This is a genomic window from Streptomyces sp. NPDC058664 (assembly GCF_042716635.1).
Classification (GTDB): domain Bacteria; phylum Actinomycetota; class Actinomycetes; order Streptomycetales; family Streptomycetaceae; genus Streptomyces.
The window spans coordinates 14,692-33,965 of the sequence record NZ_JBHXRW010000041.1; the positions used below are offsets into that span (position 1 = coordinate 14,692).

Genomic DNA, 19,274 nt, shown 5'->3' on the forward strand with positions numbered 1-19,274 from the left:
CCGCCGAGGCGGTGGCCCGGCGAGCGGGCCCACGATAGCAAGATAAGGCTATCCTAAGTTATGGTTCGGCCCATCAGTCAGGTTGAGGGGACGTGAACCTTCTTGTCGGGTGCGAACATCGGCCACAGCGCAGACGCGAACGAACGACGCCGCGAGCTGCTGCGCCGTCAACTGGCCGCCCGAGGAATAGCGAGGCGGCCCGGAGGCGGGGACGCGTCCCCGCCGACTCCCCCGGCCCGGGCAGAGGGACCGGCTCCGCTGTCCTCGGCGCAGCGCCGGATGTGGCTGCTGCATCAGCTGGAGCCGCACAGCACGGCCTACAACATAGCCGTGGCGGTGCGCCTTTCCGGCGAGTTGTCCGTATCCGGACTGCGGCGGGCGCTGCGGAAGGTCATCGAGCGCCACCATGTCCTGCGTACCGTCTACCGGCCCGGTGAGGACGGCGAGCCGGTTCAGGTACTCGTCCCGGACGCCGAGCCCGTCATCGGCGAGACCGACCTGGCGGCGGTCCCACCCGCGGACCGCGAAGCGGCGGTGGACGAGACCGCGGCCCGGCTCGCGGCGCGCCCCTTCGACCTGTCGGCGGACCCGCCCGTCCGCCTGGAGATCCTGCGGCTCGCCGAGGAGGAGCACGTCCTCGTGCTCGTCGCCCAGCACATCGCCTGGGACGACGGCAGCTGGCAGGTCCTGCTCCAGGAGGTCGCCGCCGCCTATACCGGGCAGCTCCTGCCCGGACTCCCCCTCCAGTACGCCGACGTGGCCGTACGCGAACAGCAGCGCGCGCCCTGGACGGACGCCGACCTCGCCCACTGGCGCGAGCTGCTCGCGGACCCTCCCGCGCCGCTGCCCCTGCCCACCGACCTCCCCCGCTCGCCGGAGCGCGCCGAGGAGGGCGGGCGGCTGGTCCGTACGCTGCCCGCCGCGCTGCGCGACCGCGTGCACGCCCTGTGCCGGACCGAGGGCGTCAGCCCCTTCATGGCCCTGCTCGCGTCGTTCAACGCACTGCTCCACCGGGCCGCCGACGCGCCCGACCTCCTCGTCGGGTCACCGGCCGTGCTGCGCACGGACTCCGGTGCCGAGCGGCTCGTGGGCAACTTCGGCAACACCCTCGTGCTGCGTACCCGGGCCACGCCGGACACCACGTTCCGCTCGTTCCTCCAGCAGGTACGGGAGGTCTGCCTGGGGGCGTACGCGCACCAGAGCGTGCCCTTCGACACCCTGGTCCAGGAGCTGCGCCCGGAGCGCACGGCCGGGCACCACGTCTTCTTCGACGTCATGTTCTCGCTGCGCAGTGACGTCTGGGAGGGCTTCCAGCTGCCCGGAGTAGAGATCGCCGAACGGCCGGTACCGGGCAACACCGCCGCGTTCGACCTGGCCGTCTCCGCGGTGCTCGACGCAGCCGGGACGCTCACCCTGGACACGACCTACCGCCGCGACCTGTACCGGGAGGAGACGGTCGGGCACCTGCTCGGCCGTTTCGAGCGGCTGCTCGCGGCGGCTCTGGACGCCCCGGACACCCCGCTCGGCGATCTCGACCTGCTCGGCGAGGAGGAGCGCGAGCGGGTCCTGACGACGTGGGGCAGCGACCGGCGCGCGCCGGAACGCGCCACCATCCCGGACCTCTTCCGGGACCGGGTGCGCGAGGACCCCGACGCCACCGCCCTGGTCTGGGAGGATGAGGGCGGCCGTGAACACCGGCTCGGCTACGCCGAACTGGACGGGCGGTCCGACCTGCTGGCCGGCGAACTGGCCGCGCTGGGCACCGGACCGGAGCAGGTCGTCGCCGTGGCCCTCCCCCGCTCGGGCGACTTCCTGGTGGCGGCACTCGCCGTCATGAAGGCCGGAGCCGCGTACCTGCCGGTCGACCCCGCGTACCCGGCCGACCGCATCGCCCTGATGCTCCAGGACGCCCGGCCCGGCCTGCTGGTCACCGACTCCCGGTCCACCGGCCGACTTCCGCACGGCGAGATCCCGGCCGTCCTCATCGACGACGCGGCACGCCCCACCCGGGGCACTCAGGCCCCTCTGCGCCCCTCGGCACCGGGCCACGCCGCCTACCTGATCTACACCTCGGGCTCCACCGGGCGCCCCAAGGGCGTCGTGGTCACCCACGAGGGCATACCGAGCCTGGTCTCCACCATGGCGGAGGAGCTGGGGGCCGGACCGGGCAGCCGGGTGCTGCAGTTCGCCTCGTTCAGCTTCGACACCTCGGTGTGGGAGTGGACGATGGCCCTGCTCACCGGCGCCACCCTGGTCGTCGTCCCCACCGACAAGCGGCTGGGGCCGCCGCTCGCCGAGTTCTGCGCGCGGCACGCGGTCACCCATCTGACGCTGCCCCCGGGCGTCCTCGCGACGCTGCCGCACGAGCGGTCGCTGCCCGCCGGAGCCACGCTGATCGTGGCGGGCGAGGCGTGCCCGGCCGAGCTGATGCGGCGCTGGTCGGCCACCACCCGGATGTTCAACTCGTACGGTCCCACCGAGACCACGGTCGACGCCACGCTCTGGACCTGCCGTCCGGACCACGCGGGCCCGGTCGTGCCGATCGGCACCCCGGTGCACAACACGGCCGTCCGCCTCCTGGACGGCCGTCTCCACCCGGTGCCGCCGGGCTCGCCCGGTGAGCTGTACGTCGCCGGTGACGGGCTCGCCCGCGGCTACCTCGGCCGCCCGGAGCTGACCTCGGAGCGGTTCGTCGCCGACCCGTTCGGCGCCCCCGGCAGCCGGATGTACCGCACCGGCGACCTCGCGCGCTGGACCGCCGATGGTGTCCTCGAGTACCTGGGCCGGGTCGACCACCAGCTCAAGATCCGGGGCTTCCGCATCGAACCCGGCGAGATCGAGCAGCTCCTGCGCCGGGACCCGGGGATCGCGCAGGCGGCCGTCATCGCCCGCGAGGACCAGCCGGGCGACCCGCGCCTCGTCGCCTATGTGGTGCCCGCCGGGGGAGCGCCCGCCCCCGACACCGACCGGCTGCGGAAGGGGCTGGCCGCCACGCTGCCCGCGCACATGGTGCCCGCGGCGGTCGTCACGCTGGAGCGGCTGCCGCTGACCAGCAACGGCAAGCTGGACCGCCGGGCGCTGCCCGCCCCGGTGTACGGGCGCGCCGCCGGCCGGGAGCCGGCCACGGCGCGCGAGGCGACGCTGTGCGCCCTGTTCGCCGCGGTCCTCGAGCTTCCGGAGGTCGGGCCGGACGACGACTTCTTCCTGCTCGGCGGTCACTCCATGCTCGCCGCCCGGCTGATCACCCGCGTCGAGGCGGAGTGCGGCGTACGGCCCGCCCTGCGGGCTCTGTTCGACGCGCCGACGCCCGCCGCGCTGGCCCGGGTGCTGGACGGCTCCGAAGGCCGAGCCGCCGAGCGCCCGGCGCTCACCGCCGGAACGGCCGGTGCCCCCGCCCCCCTGTCGTTCGCGCAGCAGCGGCTGTGGCTGCTGCACCGTCTGGAGGAGCCGGGCCCGGCCTACAACATCCCCACCGCGCTGCGCGTCAGCGGGCCGCTGGACACGGCCGCCCTCGCCGACGCCGTCGCCGACGTCGCCGTACGCCACGAGAGCCTGCGGACGGTCTTCCCCGAGCGCGACGGGTCTCCGTGCCAGGTCGTGCTGGAGCCGGAGCAGGGACCGCGGCTCGAGGTGCGCCGTACGACGCCCGAGACCGTGGAGGCCGAACTGGCCGCCGCGGCGGCGCATGTGTTCGCCCTGGCGGAGGAACCGCCGCTGCGTGTCGTCCTGTTCGAGACCGGTCCCGAGGAGCACGTACTGCTTCTCCTGCTGCACCACATCGCCGGAGACGGTCAGTCCCTGCCCGTCCTGGTCCGTGACCTCGCCGACGCCTACCGGGCACGGTTGTCCGGCAAGGACCCCGCCTGGTCGCCGCTGCCCGTGCGGTACGCCGACTTCGCCGTCTGGCAGCGACAGCTCCTCGGCGACGCCGGCGACCCGGGCAGTCTCACCGCGCGCCAGGCCGCGTACTGGAAGGAGGCCCTCGGCGGCGCCCCCGACGAGCTGCGGCTGCCCACCGACCGGCCGCGTCCCGCCGAGTCGTCCAACCGGGGCGGCATGGTCCGGTTCACGGTCGAGGCCGAGCTCGCCCGAGCCGTACGGACGCTCGCGGCCTCGCTCGGCGTCACCCCGTTCATGGTGTACCAGGCAGCCGTGGCGGCCCTGCTGACCCGGCTCGGCGCCGGGGAGGACATCCCGGTCGGCACGCCCGTGGCCGGGCGCGGCGAGGAAGCGCTCGACGACCTCGTCGGCTTCTTCGTCAACACCCTCGTGCTGCGCACCGACACCTCAGGCGCGCCGTCCTTCGAGACCCTGCTGCGGCGGGTACGGGAGACGGCCGTGGCGGCGTTCGAGCACCAGGACCTGCCGTTCGAGCGGCTGGTGGAGATCCTCAACCCACCTCGGTCCACGGCCCGTCACCCGCTGTTCCAGGTGATGGCGGTGCACCAGAGCGGCACGGCCTCCGAGTTGCCCGTGGAGGGTCTGCGGACCCGGCCGCACGTGGTGGCCACCGGCACGGCGACGTTCGACCTGAGCCTGACGTTCATCGAGCGGTTCGACCCGGACGGTGACGCGGAACAGGTCAGCGGCTTCGCCGAGTACAGCGCGGACCTGTTCGACCCGGACACGGTCGAGGTCCTCGCCCAGCGCCTGGTACGGCTGCTGTCCTCCGCCGTCGCCCGGCCCGAGCTGCCGATCGGCGACCACGACATCCTGACGGAGGGCGAGCGGGGCACGCTGGTGGCGCCGCCCGTGGCCGCACCCGAGGCGCCGCCGCTGCACGAGGCGTTCGCGCGGCAGGTCCGCAGGACGCCGGACGCGGTCGCGCTGGTCCTCGGCTCGCGGACGGGTGCCGTCGAGCGGATCACGTACGCCGACCTCGACGCGCGCGTGGAGCGGATCGCCCGGCTGGTGGCCGCGCACGGCGCGGCTCCGGAACGGTTCGTGGCCCTGGCTCTGCCCCGTCACGAGACGGTCGCCGCGCTGCTCGGCGTGCTGCGGTCGGGGGCCGCGTTCCTGCCGCTGGACCCGAACTACCCGGAGGAGCGGCTGGCGCGGACCCTGGACGACGCGCGGCCCGTGTGCCTGCTCACCACCCGTGAGCTGGCCCGGTCCCTCCCCCGTCGGCCCGACCTCCCCGTCGTCCTCATCGACGCCCAGGTGCCGGCGGCGCCGGTCCCTCCGGTACGGGCCAGGCCCGGCGACGCCGCGTACGTCATCTACACCTCGGGCTCCACCGGTCGCCCCAAGGGCGTGGTGGTGACCCACGCCAACCTCGCCAACCTGTACGCGGCGCACACCTCGACGCTGTTCCCGCCCGAAGTGCCCGAGGTCGGCGGGCGCCGGCTGCGGGTCGGGCACATCGCCTCGTTCGCCTTCGACGCGTCCCTCGACCCGCTGCTGCTGATGGTGGGCGGGCACGAGCTGCACGTCCTGGACGAGTCGACGTACCCGGACGCCGAGGCCGTGGCCGCGTACGTCGCCGAGGAACGGATCGACTACCTCGACCTGACCCCGTCCCACCTCCAGCAGCTCGTCAAGCACGGCCTCCTCGACGAGGGCAGGCATCGGCCCGCCCTCCTGGGGCCCGGCGCGGACGCCATGCCGGACTCCCTGTGGCGGGACCTCGGCGCGCACCCGGCGACGACGGCGTACAACTTCTACGGTCCCACCGAGTGCACCGTGGATTCGGTCGTCGCCCGGGTCACCGGAGAGGGAGCTCCCCGTATCGGACGGCCCATCAGGGGCGCGACGGCGTACGTGCTGGACGACCGGCTCCGGCCCGCGCCACCCGGTGTGACCGGTGAGCTGTACCTCGCGGGTGCCGGTCTGGCCCGTGGCTACCTGGGCCGTCCGGCGCTGACCGCGGAGCGGTTCACCGCCGACCCCTTCGGCACGCCGGGGGCGCGGATGTACCGCACGGGCGACCTGGCGCGCTGGACCGCCGACGGCGAGCTCGAGTGCCTGGGCCGGGCCGACCACCAGGTGAAGATCCGCGGTTTCCGCATCGAACCGGGCGAGATCGAGGCCGTCCTCGGACGGCACGAGGGCGTCGCGGAGGTCGCGGTGATCGCCCGCGACGACCTGCCGGGATCGCGACGCCTGGTCGCCTACGTGGTGCCCGCCCCTGGCCACGCGGCCGACACCGACCTGTGGCGCGCCCATGCGGCGGCCCTGCTGCCGGAGCACATGGTGCCCTCGCTGTGGGTGCCCATGGAGCGGCTGCCGCAGTCGGCCAACCGCAAGGTGGACCGTGCCGCGCTGCCGGTGCCCGAACTGCCCGAACAGGGCAGTGGACGCGCGCCCGTCACCGAGGCGGAACAGCTGTTCTGCGAGCTGTTCGCCGCCCTGCTCGGTCAGGAGACGGTGGACGCCGACGGCAACTTCTTCGAACTGGGCGGGGACAGCATCATCTCCCTCCAGCTGGTGAGCCGCGCCCGCGCGGCGGGCTGGAAGCTGGGCCCCCGTGACGTCTTCCGCCACCAGACGCCGGCCGCCCTGGCCGCCGTCGCCCGGCCGGAGAAGGCCGCGACGGACCGTCCGTCCGACGACGGTGTGGGCCGGGTGTTGGAGACGCCGATCACGGCGTGGCTGCGGGAGCTCGCCGACTCGGCTCCCACAGCCGCCTCCGTCGACGGCTACAGCCAGGGCATGACGCTGCGCACCCCGGCGGGGCTGACGTACGAACGGCTCACCGCCGTCCTCCAGTCGGTGCTCGACCGCCACCCGGCGCTGCGGGCCCGCCTCGTGCGCGCCGCCGACGGCAGCTGGGAGCTGGACGCCCCGGCGCCCGGTTCGGTACGGGCCGGGGACGTGCTGCGGCGCGCCGAGGCGGACCCCGCGACCGAGGCCGCCGCCGCCCGGGACCGGCTGCGCCCCGAGTCCGGCGTCATGGTGCAGGCGGTGTGGTGGGAGCCGGAGAACCGGCTCGTCCTGGTCATCCACCATCTGGTGGTCGACGGTGTGTCCTGGCGCGTCCTGTGCACGGACCTCGACGCCGCGTGGCGCGGCGAGCAGGCCACGCCCACCGGTACCTCGCTGCGTGCCTGGAGCGAGCTGTTGCGCGCGTACGCCCGTCGTGAGGAAACGGTCCGGCAGGCCGACGACTGGGCCCGGGCCCTCGGCGACGGCGGGGCGCCGCTGACCGGCCGCGCGCTCGACCCGGCCCGTGACACCTCCGCGACCTCCCGCAGGCACACCGTGTCCGTGGGCCTCGAGGACACGGAGGCTCTGCTGACCCGGGTGCCCGCGGCGTTCCACGCGAACGTCGAGGACGTCCTGCTGACCGCGCTCGCCCTTGCCGTCGCCGACCACCGGCGCCGGTCAGGAGTCGCGGACGCGGGCGTGAGCGTGCAGCTGGAGGGCCACGGCCGCGAGGAGACGATCGCTGAAGGCGTCGACCTGACGCAGACCGTCGGATGGTTCACCAACGTCCACCCGGTACGCCTCGACCCCGGGCCCGTCGACCTCACCGAGGCGCGTGCGGGCGGTCCCGCGGCGGGCCTGGCGCTGAAGGCGGTCAAGGAGCGGCTGCGGGCCGTGGGTGACGGCGGTCTCGGGTTCGGCGCGCTGCGCCACCTCGACCCTGAGGCCTCAAAGCGTCTGGCCGCGCTGCCCGTGCCCGAGATCTGCTTCAACTACCTGGGGCGGTTCGGGTCCGGCGACGCGGAGGCCCCGTGGCAGCCGGTCGCCGGTGACGAGGGCCTGTTCCACGGCGTCGACCCGGCGCTGCCGCTCGCGCACGCCCTGGAGATCGACGTCCATGTGGCCGCCACGCCCGGCGGCCCCCGGCTGAGTGCCACCTGGTCGTACGCGGGCGAGGCCCTGGACACCGCTCTCGTACGGTCGCTGGCCGACGGCTGGCTGGCGTACCTGACGGCTCTGGCCGCACACACCGACGAGCCCGACGCGGGCGGCTGGACGCCTTCCGACCTCTCCCTGATCTCCCTCACCCAGGACGAGATCGACGACTTCGAAGCCGACTGGAGGCTTTCGTGACTGGCCGCACCGCCGCCCGCTCCAAGCTGGAGGACATCCTCCCGCTGACGCCGCTCCAAGAGGGCCTGCTCTTCCGGACGGAGCTCGACGACGACGGCCACGACGTGTACGCGGGCCATCTGACGCTGACGCTGCGGGGGCCCGTCGACGAGCCGCGGCTGCGAGCCGCCGCCCAGGCACTGCTGGACCGGCAGCCGGGCCTGCGGGCCGGGTTCCGCCGCAACCGGCAGGGCAAGGCGGCCGCGCTGATCCCCTCGCGGGTGGACGTGCCGTGGAGCTTCACCGACCTGTCCGCGCTGCCCGACGCCGAACGGGCACGGGAGACCGAGCGCCTCACCGTCCTGGACGCGGAGCGCGGGTTCGACCTCGGGCAGCCGCCCCTGGTCCGGTTCACGCTGCTGCGGCTGGGCGCCGAGCTGCACCGGCTGGTCCTGACGAACCACCACATCATCCTTGACGGCTGGTCGCAGCCGCTCCTCGTGCAGGAGCTGTTCGCCCACTACGCAGGGGTCCGTCCCGCGCCCGCCACCTCCCCGCGCGTGTACCTGGACTGGCTCGCCGCGCAGGACCGGGGCGCCGCCGAGGCCGCGTGGCGGACCGCGCTGGCGGACCTGGACGGCCCGACGCTGGTCGCGCCCGGCGCGTCGGAGTCGGTGACCGAGCCGCCGCGGAAGGTCGTCGTCGAGCTCGACCCCGCGCTGACCTCCTCGGTGACCGCCGTCGCGCGCTCGCGCGGGCTGACCCTGGGCACGGTCGTCCAGGGCGCCTGGGCGCTCACGCTGGCCCGGTCGCTCGGCCGCGGTGACGTCGTCTTCGGCACGACGGTGTCCGGCCGGCCGGCCGACCTGCCGGGCGTCGAGTCGATGGTGGGCGTCTTCGTCAACACCGTCCCGGTACGGGCCGTCCTGCCTCCGGCGGAGTCGTTCGCCGAGGCCCTGGCCCGGCTCCAGGAGGAGCAGTCCGCACTGGTCCCGCACCAGCACCTGGGCCTGGCCGAGGTGCAGCGCCTGGCGGGCGGGCGGGAGCTGTTCGACACCCTCGCCGTGGTGGAGAACTATCCGTTCGATCCCGAGTCGCTGGCCGAACTCGCGCCGGGGCTGCGCCTGGAGGACGCCGGTGGCGACGAGGGCGTGCACTACCCGCTCGCGCTGACCGTGCTGCCCGGCACCCGCCTGCGCCTCGAACTGGGCTACCGGCCCGACGCGCTGGACGAGGACGAGGTGCGATCCGTCGCGGACCGGCTGCGCCGCGCGTTCGAGGCGTTCGCCGCCACGCCGGACGAACCGCTGGGCCGCGTCGACCTGCTGGGCGAGAACGAGACGCGACTGCTGACCTCGCCCGGCACCACCCGCCCCGTACCGGACACCACCCTCACGGCGCTCCTCGCCGAGCAGGTGGCCCGCACCCCCGAGGCCACCGCCGTGGTCTTCGAGGACGACCGGCTGAGCTACGCCGAGCTGGACGCGCGGGCCGAGCGGGTCGCCGGCCGGCTGACCCGGCTGGGCGCGGGCCCGGGCGCGGTCGTCGCGGTCGCGCTCCCGCGCTCCGCCGACCTGGTCGTGGCCCTGGCGGCCGTGTTGCGTGCCGGTGCCGCGTACCTGCCGCTGGACCCGGGATATCCGGCGGACCGCATCGCCTTCATGCTGGACGACGCCCGGCCGGTCGCGGTCCTGACGGACACGGCGACACGCGGCCTGCTGCCCGAGGCGGCCCCTGTCCTCACCCTGGACGACTCGGAGGCCCTTCCGCCCGCGGAGGGCACCCCGCCCTGCGCCGTCCGCCCGGCCGATCCCGCGTACGTCATCTACACCTCCGGCTCGACGGGCCGCCCCAAGGGCGTCGTCGTGCCGCACTCGGCCGTCGTCAACCGGCTGCTGTGGGCACAGGGCGAGTACGGCCTCACCTCCGCCGACCGGGTGCTCCAGAAGACGCCGTCCAGCTTCGACGTGTCGGTGTGGGAGTTCTTCTGGCCGCTGATCACCGGCGCGACGCTGGTGGTCGCCCGCCCGCAGGGCCATCTGGACCCGCAGTACCTGGCGCGGCTGATCCAGGAGCAGGCCGTCACGACGGCGCACTTCGTCCCGTCGATGCTCCGCGCCTTCCTCGCCGAGCCGGAGGCGGCCGCCTGCACGGTCCTCACCCGGGTGCTGTGCAGCGGTGAGGCGCTCACCCCCGACCTCGTACGCGGCTTCCACGGCCTCTTCGGCGGCACTGTGGAGCTGCACAACCTGTACGGGCCCACCGAGGCCGCCGTGGACGTCACCGCCTGGCCGTGCCCGGCCGACGGTGGGGACCGCGACGGCGTGCCGATCGGCCGCCCGGTGTGGAACACCTCGGCGTACGTCCTGGACGCGGCCCTGCGCCCGGTCCCGGCCGGCGTGCCCGGCGAGCTGTACCTGGCGGGCCCTCAGCTGGCCCACGGATACCTGGGACGTTCCGCGCTCACCGCCGAACGCTTCGTCGCCGACCCGTACGGCCCGCCCGGCACGCGCATGTACCGCACGGGCGACCTCGCCCGGCGCGGCGCGGACGGGGTGATCGAGTACCTGGGCCGGACCGACGACCAGGTGAAGATACGCGGCTTCCGCATCGAACCCGGTGAGGTCGAGGGCGTGCTCGCGCGGCACCCCGGTGTCCGGGAGGCCGCCGTGGTGGCCCGCCGCGACCTCGGCACGGACGGCGACCCGGTGCTGGTCGCCTACACGACCGGCGCGACCGATCCCGCGGAACTGCGCCGCCATCTGTCGGCGGCGCTGCCGGAGCACATGGTGCCGTCCGCGTTCGTCGCACTGGACGCGCTTCCGCTGACACCCAGCGGCAAGCTCGACCGCCGGGCCCTGCCCGCGCCCGAGCTCGGTCCGGCCGTGGCGGGCCGGCGCCCCCGCAACCCCTCGGAGGAGATCCTCTGCGACCTGTTCGCGGAGGTCCTCGGGGTGCCCGAGGTCGGCATCGACGACGACTTCTTCGCTCTCGGCGGGCACTCGCTGCTCGCGACCCGGCTCGCCAGCAGGGTCCGCTCCACCATGGGGGTGGAACTGCCGCTGCGGACGGTCTTCGACGCACCGACGGTCACCGCGCTCGCGCAGCGCCTGGGCACGCGCAGCACCCGGCCGCCGCTGCGGGCCGGGGAGCGCCCGGATCCGCTGCCGCTGTCGTTCGCGCAGCAGCGCATGTGGTTCCTGTACCGGTTGGAAGGGCCGAACCCGGCGTACAACATGGCGTTCGCGGCACGGCTCACCGGCGCCCTCGACGCCGAAGCGCTGCGGGCCGCGCTCGGTGACCTGACGGATCGGCACGAGGCGCTGCGGACGGTGCTGCCGGACGAGGCGGGCACGCCCCGGCAGGTGATCCTCGACGCGGAGTCGGCGCGGCCGGAGCTTCCGGTCACGCCGGTCACCGAGGCGGAGCTGTCCGGCCGGCTCGCGGACGCGGCCTCACGCCCGTTCCGCATCGACGAGGAAGCGCCCTTCGCCGCCGAGCTGTTCACCCTCGGCTCCGAGGACCACGTACTGATCCTGGTGCTGCACCACATCGCCGCCGACGGCTGGTCCGCGCTGCCGCTGCTGCGGGACCTGGCGGACGCGTACACCGCGCGAGGCCGGGGCGAGCGCCCCTCGTTCGTCCCGCTTCCGGTGGGATACGCGGACCACGCGGTGTGGCAGCGCGCGCTGCTCGGGGACGAGTCGGACCCGGAAGGGCTGCTGCACCGGCAGGCGGAGTTCTGGCGCAAGACGCTGGAGGGGCTGCCGGAGGAGCTTCCGCTGCCGACGGACCGGCCGCGGCCCGCCGCACCGAGCCTGCGCGGCGCGACCGTCGATCTGGACGTGCCGGCCTCCCTGCACCGGGCCGTGCGGGCACTGGCCCGCCGCTGCGACGCCAGCGTCTTCATGGTGCTGCACGCGGCGCTCGGCACCCTCCTCACCCGGCTCGGCGCGGGCTCCGACATCCCCGTCGGAACGCCGATCGCGGGCCGGAGCGACGACGCCGTCGACGATGTCGTGGGCTTCTTCGCCAACACGCTGGTGCTGCGTACGGACACCTCCGGCGATCCCGGGTTCCGGGAGCTGGTGGCCCGGGTCCGGGAGACCGACCTCGCGGCGTACGCGCACCAGGACATCCCGTTCGAGCGGCTGGTGGAGCTGCTCAACCCGGCGCGGTCCATGGCCCGGCACCCGCTGTTCCAGGTGATGCTGAGCCACCAGGCGAGGCCGCCGATGGACCTGGCGCTCGGCGAGGTCGCGGTCCGGCAGGAGCCGGTGGACATGGGAACGGCCAAGTTCGACCTGGCCTTCGAGATCACCGAGGAGCACGGCCGGGACGGGATGCGGCTGGGCGTGGAGTACAGCACGGACCTGTTCGACCACGACACCGTGGCGAACATGGCGACCCGCTTCCTGCGGGTGCTCCAGGCCGTCACCGAGAACCCCGACCGGCCGCTCGGCAGCCTGGAGCTGCTCTCCGCCGACGAGCGCCGCCAGGTGCTCGTCGACTGGAAGGGCGATCTCGTCGAGGCGCCGGTGACGACGCTGACCGAGCTGTTCGCCCGTCAGGTGGAGCGCACGCCGGACGCCACGGCGCTGGTGTGCGGCGACATCGCGTACACCTTCTCCGAGTTGGAGCGGCGTACGGCACGCCTGGCCCGGCTGTTGAGGGACCGGGGCGTCGGGCCGGAGGGGATGGTGGCCATGCTGCTGCCCCGGCGGGCCGACACGGTGGTCGCGCTGCTCGCGGTCATGCGGGCCGGTGGTGCGTACGTCCCCATCGATCCGGGCTATCCGGCGGGGCGGATCGAGCACATCCTCCGGGACTCCGCGCCGAGGCTGCTGATCACCACCGGGACGCTGGCGGGTCTCGCGGGCGACGGCGGCCCGGAGACCCTGATCCTGGACGCGACGGAAACGCAGGCGCTGCTCTCCGACGAGAGCGCCGCTCCGGAACCGGGCGCGCTGCCGCACCCGCTGCCGCAGCACCCGGCGTACGTCATCTACACCTCCGGTTCCACGGGCCTGCCCAAGGGTGTCGTCGTCGAGCAACGCTCCATCGCCAACCTCTTCCACAGCCATCGCGAGCTGCTCTACCGGCCGACCGTCGAGGCCGCGGGCGGGCGGAGCCTGCGGGTGGCGCACGGCTGGTCGTTCGCCTTCGACGCCGCGTGGCAGCCGCAGCTGTGGATGCTGGACGGGCACGCGCTGCACATCGTCACCGAGGACACGCTCCGCGACCCCGACCAGCTGGTGTCGTTCATCGAGACGAACCGGATCGACTTCATCGAGGTCACGCCCTCGCACGCGATGCAGCTCGCCGGCGCCGGTCTGATCAGGGACGGCCGCTCCCCGCTCCTCGCGCTCGGCGTGGGCGGTGAGGCCGTGCCGTCCCCGCTCTGGCGGGAGATGCGCGAGCTGGAGGGCACCGCCGGGTTCAACCTGTACGGGCCGACCGAGTGCACGGTCGACGCGCTGGCCGCCAGTGTGGCCGACAGCGAGCGCCCCCTGGTGGGGCGACCGACGGCGAACACGACGGCGTACGTCCTCGACGGCCGTCTCCAGCCGGTGCCGGCCGGTGTCATCGGTGAGTTGTACCTGGCCGGGGCCGGTCTCGCCCGCGGCTACCTCGACCGGCGCTCGCTGACGGCCGAGCGTTTCGTGGCGGACCCCTTCGGCCCGCCCGGCACGCGGATGTACCGCACGGGCGACCTGGTGCGCTGGATGCCGGACGGCACCGTCGACTACCTCGGCCGCACCGACGACCAGGTGAAGATACGCGGCTTCCGCATCGAACTCGGCGAGATCACGGCGGCTCTGGCGGCCGGTCCGTCCGTGCTCCAGGCGGCGGTCGACGTACGCGAGGACGGCCCGCGCGGCAAGCACATCGTCGCGTACGTCGTCCCGGCGGCGGGCGCCGAGTTCGACCCGTCCGTGCTGCGGGCGCAGTTGACCCGGATGCTGCCGGACTACATGGTGCCGTCGATGTTCGTGGAGCTTGACGCGCTGCCGCTGACCGACCACGGCAAGCTCGACCGGCGCGCGCTGCCCGCCCCCCAGGCGGTGGAGGCACGGACCGGCCGGGGACCGCGCGACCTCACCGAGGCCCTGGTCTGCGAGATCTACGCCGAGGTGCTCGACCTGACCGAGGTCGGGATCGACGACGACTTCTTCGACCTCGGCGGCCACTCCATGCTGTTGGTACGGCTGCGGGACCGGTTGCAGCGGGTCACCGGACGGCAGTTGGCGGTGGCGGACCTGTTCCGTCATCCGACGGCGGCGGCGCTCGCGGGCCTGCTGCGGTCCGCGGCGTCGGACACCGAGCCGGGCCTCGACGTGCTGTTCACTCTGCGGTCCTCGGGCGACCGGGCGCCGCTGTGGTGCCCGGCGCCCGCGACGGGACTCGGCTGGCGGTACGCGGCGCTGCGGGCGCACGTTCCGGAGGAGGTGCCGATCCACGCCCTGCAGGCCCCGAACCTGGCGGGCGGACCGGCCGTGGAGTCGCTGGAACAGCTGGTCGACGCGTATCTGGCCGAGCTGACCCGGGTCCAGCCGCACGGCCCGTACCGGCTGCTCGGCTGGTCACTGGGCGGTGTCGTGGCCCACGCCCTGGCGTGCCGTCTCCAGGAACGCGGGGAGCGCGTGGAGCTGCTGGCGCTGCTCGACGCGTACCCGGGGGTGGACGGGGACGCGGAGGCGGCCGACGTCGAGGCGGCGGTGGACGGGCCGGGTCCGGAGGAGACGATCGTGGCGGCGATGCACGCCAACTACGCGCACGCCACGAGCCTGTTGGCGGCCCACTCCCCCGGTCGGTACCGGGGCACGCTGCTCCACTTCCGCGCGTCCGACGCTCCCCGGCCCGGTGAGGACTGGGCGGCGTACACGGACGGCGAGGTCGTCGTGCAGACCGTCGCGGACGACCACGACGGTCTGCTGGACCCGTCGGCGCTGCGGCGGATCGCGGCGGTGCTGTCCGAGCGCACCGGTAACTGGCAGTAGGAAGAGGCAAGGAGGCCGCCCTCCCGTCCGAAAGGGGCGGGAGGGCGGCCTCGTTGCGTCAGGGGTGCGGCTCGATCAGCCGATCACGGCGTCGATCCCCCGGCCGCGGTCGGCGCGCAGGGCCTGGGCCGTACGGCGCAGCAGGAGGGAGTCGGTGATCTCGCCGGAGCGGACGGCGAGGGTGGACAGCAGCGAGGACGTGACACCGTGGGTGTGCTCGGTGCCGCCCTGGAGGTAGACGCCGACGTCCACATGGTCACTCATCAGCACGCGGTGGTCCCGGTCCACCCGCACACGGCCCCGGTCGTCGGTGAGGCAGTCGGCGGCGAGATCGCCGAGAAGGTCGCGCGGGTCGACCGGACGGTAACCGGTGGCCATGACCACGGCGTCGCAGTCCAGGGTCTCCTGCCGGCCCGTGGTCAGCGAGCGGACCTGGACGCGGGCACCGTCGGGCAGGGTCTCGACGCCGCCGAGCTCGGTGGTGTTGAGGAACCGCAGCCGTTCCCGGCCGCTGACCCTCTCCTGGTAGTGCGTGCGGTACAACTGCGTGATGAGGTCGCCGTCCACCACGGAGTAGTTGGTGTTGCGGTGGTAGCCGTCGATGTCCTGCTTGACGTTCTCCGGCGCGGTGAAGAAGTCGTCGACCGCCGAGGGGTCGAAGATGCGGTTGGCGAAGGGGCTGTCGTCGGCGGGGCTGTAGCCGTACCGGGTGAAGACCGCGTTGATCTCCGCGTCCGGGAAGGTCCGGTGCAGGTAGTCGACGGCTTCGGCGGCGGACTGCCCCGCACCCACCACGGCGAACCGGCGGTGCTTGAGGTTCTTCAGCTGCGGTGCGCGGAAGAGCAGGTCACGGGTGTGCCAGACGTGTTCGCCCTGGGTGACGCCTTCGGGGAGGCGGGGCCTGAGACCGGTACCGACGACGACGTTGAGGGCTCTGAGCACCTCCCGGTCGGCCGGGTCGGAGACGCTCTCCGAGACGACGTCGACGGCCCCGACACGGTCTCCGTCGCGCACGGGGCGGATCTCGACGACCCGTCGCCCGTACTCGACGCCGTCGCCGAACTCGGCGGCGCACCACTCGAAGTAGTCGTGGAACTCGATCCGGGTGGGGAAGAACGTCTTCTGGTTGATGAAGTCGGCGAGGCGCCCACGGTCCTGAAGGTACATCAGAAAGGAGAAGCGGCTGCTGGGGTCACGCATGGTGACCAGGTCCTTCAGGAAGGAGACCTGCATGGTCGCCCCCTCCAGGAGCATGCCGCGGTGCCAGCCGAAACGCTCCTGCTGCTCCACGAAGCGTGCCTGCAGCGCTCGCTCGGGGTCGCGGCGGTTGTGGTCGGCGACGGCGATGGCCAGAGCCAGATTCGACGGACCGAAACCTATGCCGACCAGGTCCCGAGCGGCGCCGCCCTCGGCCTGGCCGCTGTCCTCGCGACGTCCCGACATGCTGGTCCTTCCATTCGATTGCACGACTGAGCGGCCGCGCACCGCACGGCCGCCATCAAAGACTAGCTACTAAGGTAAGGCGTGCCTAAATTCCCCTAGTGTGCACGAGGTGTCAAGTCCACGCGTACCGCCCGCGTTCCCGCCACGGCAACCACGCCCCCATGTCTACCGATGCCGCATACGCAGCACTTGGGTTCGGACCGACCGGGACCGCCGGCTTGCGGCAGGAAGCAGCGGCGTGCGGCCCTCACCGGAAACGCGACGCCCGGCCACCGGTCTTCGCCGACGGGATCGCCAGAGCGGTGGAGCCGACCCGGGGCGTCGCCCACGGCGAGGCCATCACGCTGGAAGCTGCCGGCTGGGGCGTCGACGACGCAGCGCGCTTCCAGGCGATGTCCACCGCCGCACGATCGGCGGACTGGTCCGAGTTCCTCGCCGACTGCGGGAAGTTCGAGGAAGAGCTCGCCAAGGAGATCCGCATCGCCGAGTTCACCCTGGCCGAGCTGGAGGAAGAGGAGCAGGGCTTGGAGCGGCTGCGACGCCGGCACCGGGACCCGACCGCGCGTGACGTCTTCGGCGCCCCGAGGCCGCGGAGGCCGCAGCGCGGCTGAAGCACTGTACCGAGGTGTGCGAGGAGTACGCCGAGCGCGTCTTCGCCGTCCTCCACGGCACCGACGAGGAGCCCACCCCGTGAGCACCGTCATAGCCTCGAAGCGGGCCATGTGGCCGTTGTACGCGGCCGGGTGCACCACCGCGTTCGGTGCCCACGGCATCGCCGCCAATCTCGGCGGCTTCTCCGAGGACGCCGTCACCTCGCTTCTCGTCCTCGGCGGGCTGCTCGCCCTCCACGACGGTGCCGAAGTGCTGCCCAAGCCGGTCTTCGGGTCGCTCGCCGACCGGATCGGCGGCAAGCCGGTGCTCCTCGGCGGGCTCCTGGTCCGGGTCGGCGGCCTGCGTCCGCTGTTCACGGTGATGGCCCTGTGCGGAGCCGTCGTCGCCCTGGGGGCCGCCCTCGCCGTACCCACCGTGCCGCCGCTCCCCCGCAAGCGGCAGACCGTCGCCGACCTCGCCCGCCGCCTGGCCGACCGCTCCTTCCTCGCCCCTCCCGCCGCGCTCGCCGCCGCCACCGCCGCGCTCTCGGTCGGTGTCGGCTTCCTGCCCGTCTCCGCCGCCGCCGGACTCGGAACCATCGCCACGGGAGCCGCGGTGTCCGTCCTCGCCGCCACCGCCGCCGGACTCGCGGCGGCCACCCTGCCCGGCCTCACCGGCGCCCTGCTCGCCACCGCACTCATCGGCACCGCCCCGGCTGCCCGGCATCCCCGGACCGCGAGCCGACGCCCCCAGGCCCTTTCTCGGGCACCGGAGCCCGTACGGCCCCTGACACAACACACCATGGAACAGGCGGTCCGGGACGACATCATCAAGGTCGGTCCAGCCCGCGTGACCGGGTGGCGGAAGCTCTGCAAGCAGGCCGAAGACGAGCTCCTCGACCCGCGAGCACTGGCCCTCCCCGGCCGGGAAGCGCTCGCCGAGCGGAATCGGTGGCGCGGGTCACTGCCGTCCCTGCGCGTCCGCGGTTCGGACGGCCCGCGTCAGGCGCCGGCCCGGCGCCTGCCCCGCACGCGGCGCGGGTACGGGAAGAGCCGCGGAGAGCGCTTCGCGGCCACGTCCTCGACCCAGCCGAAGGTCAGCACCAGCAGTCCGGTCAGGGGGATCGCCACCATCAGCGGAAACCACTGGCTGGCCAGCAGCCACCGGAAGTGCTCGTAGAAGAAGCCGACGGACCAGAGGGGGTCGATCAGCGGGATGGCGGCCACCAACGCGACCTGGTGCCAGAGGTAGACGCTGACAGCGCGTGTGTTGAGCAGGCTGATCAGGCCGTTCCAGCGTTCCAGCGGTCGGGGCCACTGTTCCCAGGAGGGACTGACGTGGAGCAGGATGGCGACGAAGCCGAAGGACCACAGGGCCTGGGCTATCGGCCAGCTCTCGATGTCGGTGTGCACGGTCGGATCGACCGGCCGGGTCTGGAGGTACCACCAGCCGGCCACCATGATCAGCGGCGCGACGGACGGCACGACGTACTGGGGGATCTTCTTGAGCAGGCCCTCCTGGTGAGCCATGCCGAGGATCCAGCAGGAGCCGAACATGGCGAAGTCGCTGACGTTCTCCCAGACCCGGCCGTAGAGGAACTCCTGGTCGATGAGGAACGTGTGCATCACGATCGTCAGCGCGAGCGGCACGGACAGCGTCACCACCGGCATCCGCCGCAGCGCCCACAGCATCAACGGTGAGAGCAGGACGTACCAGAGGTACGCGCGGAGGTACCAGAGCGGGACGACGACCTGCATCGCCCAGCCCTGCCCCACGAGATGGTCGAAACCGTTCAGTGATTCGGCGTACGGCGGAGTGCTCAGCGGCACGAGCCAGAACAGCAGCTTGCCCCACCACCAGTTGGGATGCCCCTCGGCGTCGGGCCCCCAGCCGTCGACGATCTCGAGGGCGAGGACGACCGCGCCGAACAGCCACATCGGCGGCAGCAGCCGACGCAGACGGCCCCGGACGACGCCCAGGGCGGGACGGCTGAGCGAGCGTGCCATCAGCGTCCCGGCCAGCGCGAACATCACGCCCATCGACGGGAAGACCACGGGCAGCCAGAACCAGCCGAAGTTGTGGTAGATCACCACACGGACCAGCGCCAGCGCGCGCAGCAGGTCGAAATAGCGGTCTCGGCCGCCCTTGCGCGGGGACGGTGTCGACGGCTCCGGCACCGGCTGGGACTCCCGTCGCAGTGCGGCGGGGATCCTCAGCCGGACGGTGTCCTGGGTTCCCCCGAACTCGAAGGATGCGGTCATG

Annotated in this window: 4 protein-coding genes and 2 pseudogenes; 4 read left to right on the top strand and 2 right to left on the bottom strand. The window is 73.5% G+C overall.

Annotation, left to right across the window (positions count from 1 at the left end):
• The first annotated feature begins 102 nt into the window (after positions 1 to 102).
• On the top strand, positions 103 to 7,998 hold the full coding sequence (locus ACFWUY_RS28375; protein WP_384115568.1) for an amino acid adenylation domain-containing protein: 7,896 nt from the start codon (positions 103 to 105) through the stop codon (positions 7,996 to 7,998).
• Positions 7,995 to 14,978 carry an amino acid adenylation domain-containing protein gene (locus ACFWUY_RS28380; RefSeq protein ID WP_384115570.1) on the top strand — a complete coding sequence of 2,328 codons (6,984 nt, stop codon included), beginning with the start codon at positions 7,995 to 7,997 and terminating at the stop codon, positions 14,976 to 14,978. The genes ACFWUY_RS28375 and ACFWUY_RS28380 overlap by 4 nt, the downstream gene beginning before the upstream one ends.
• A gap of 75 nt (positions 14,979 to 15,053) precedes the next feature.
• On the opposite strand, the gene ACFWUY_RS28385 is transcribed toward ACFWUY_RS28380, so the two are convergent.
• On the bottom strand, positions 15,054 to 16,421 hold the full coding sequence (locus tag ACFWUY_RS28385; RefSeq protein ID WP_384115573.1) for a lysine N(6)-hydroxylase/L-ornithine N(5)-oxygenase family protein: 1,368 nt from the start codon (positions 16,419 to 16,421) through the stop codon (positions 15,054 to 15,056).
• A 161-nt stretch (positions 16,422 to 16,582) separates the two neighbouring features.
• Between ACFWUY_RS28385 and ACFWUY_RS28390 the strand changes: the two are divergent.
• Positions 16,583 to 17,115 (top strand): annotated as a pseudogene (locus ACFWUY_RS28390) (Chromate resistance protein ChrB).
• Between the two features lie 26 nt (positions 17,116 to 17,141).
• Positions 17,142 to 17,717 (top strand): annotated as a pseudogene (locus ACFWUY_RS28395) (MFS transporter); the annotation flags it as partial.
• A gap of 296 nt (positions 17,718 to 18,013) precedes the next feature.
• Here the strand turns inward: ACFWUY_RS28395 and ACFWUY_RS28400 are convergent.
• Complete coding sequence (locus ACFWUY_RS28400) at positions 18,014 to 19,273, bottom strand: acyltransferase (RefSeq protein WP_384115576.1); 1,260 nt, start codon at positions 19,271 to 19,273, stop codon at positions 18,014 to 18,016.
• Position 19,274 lies beyond the last annotated feature (1 nt).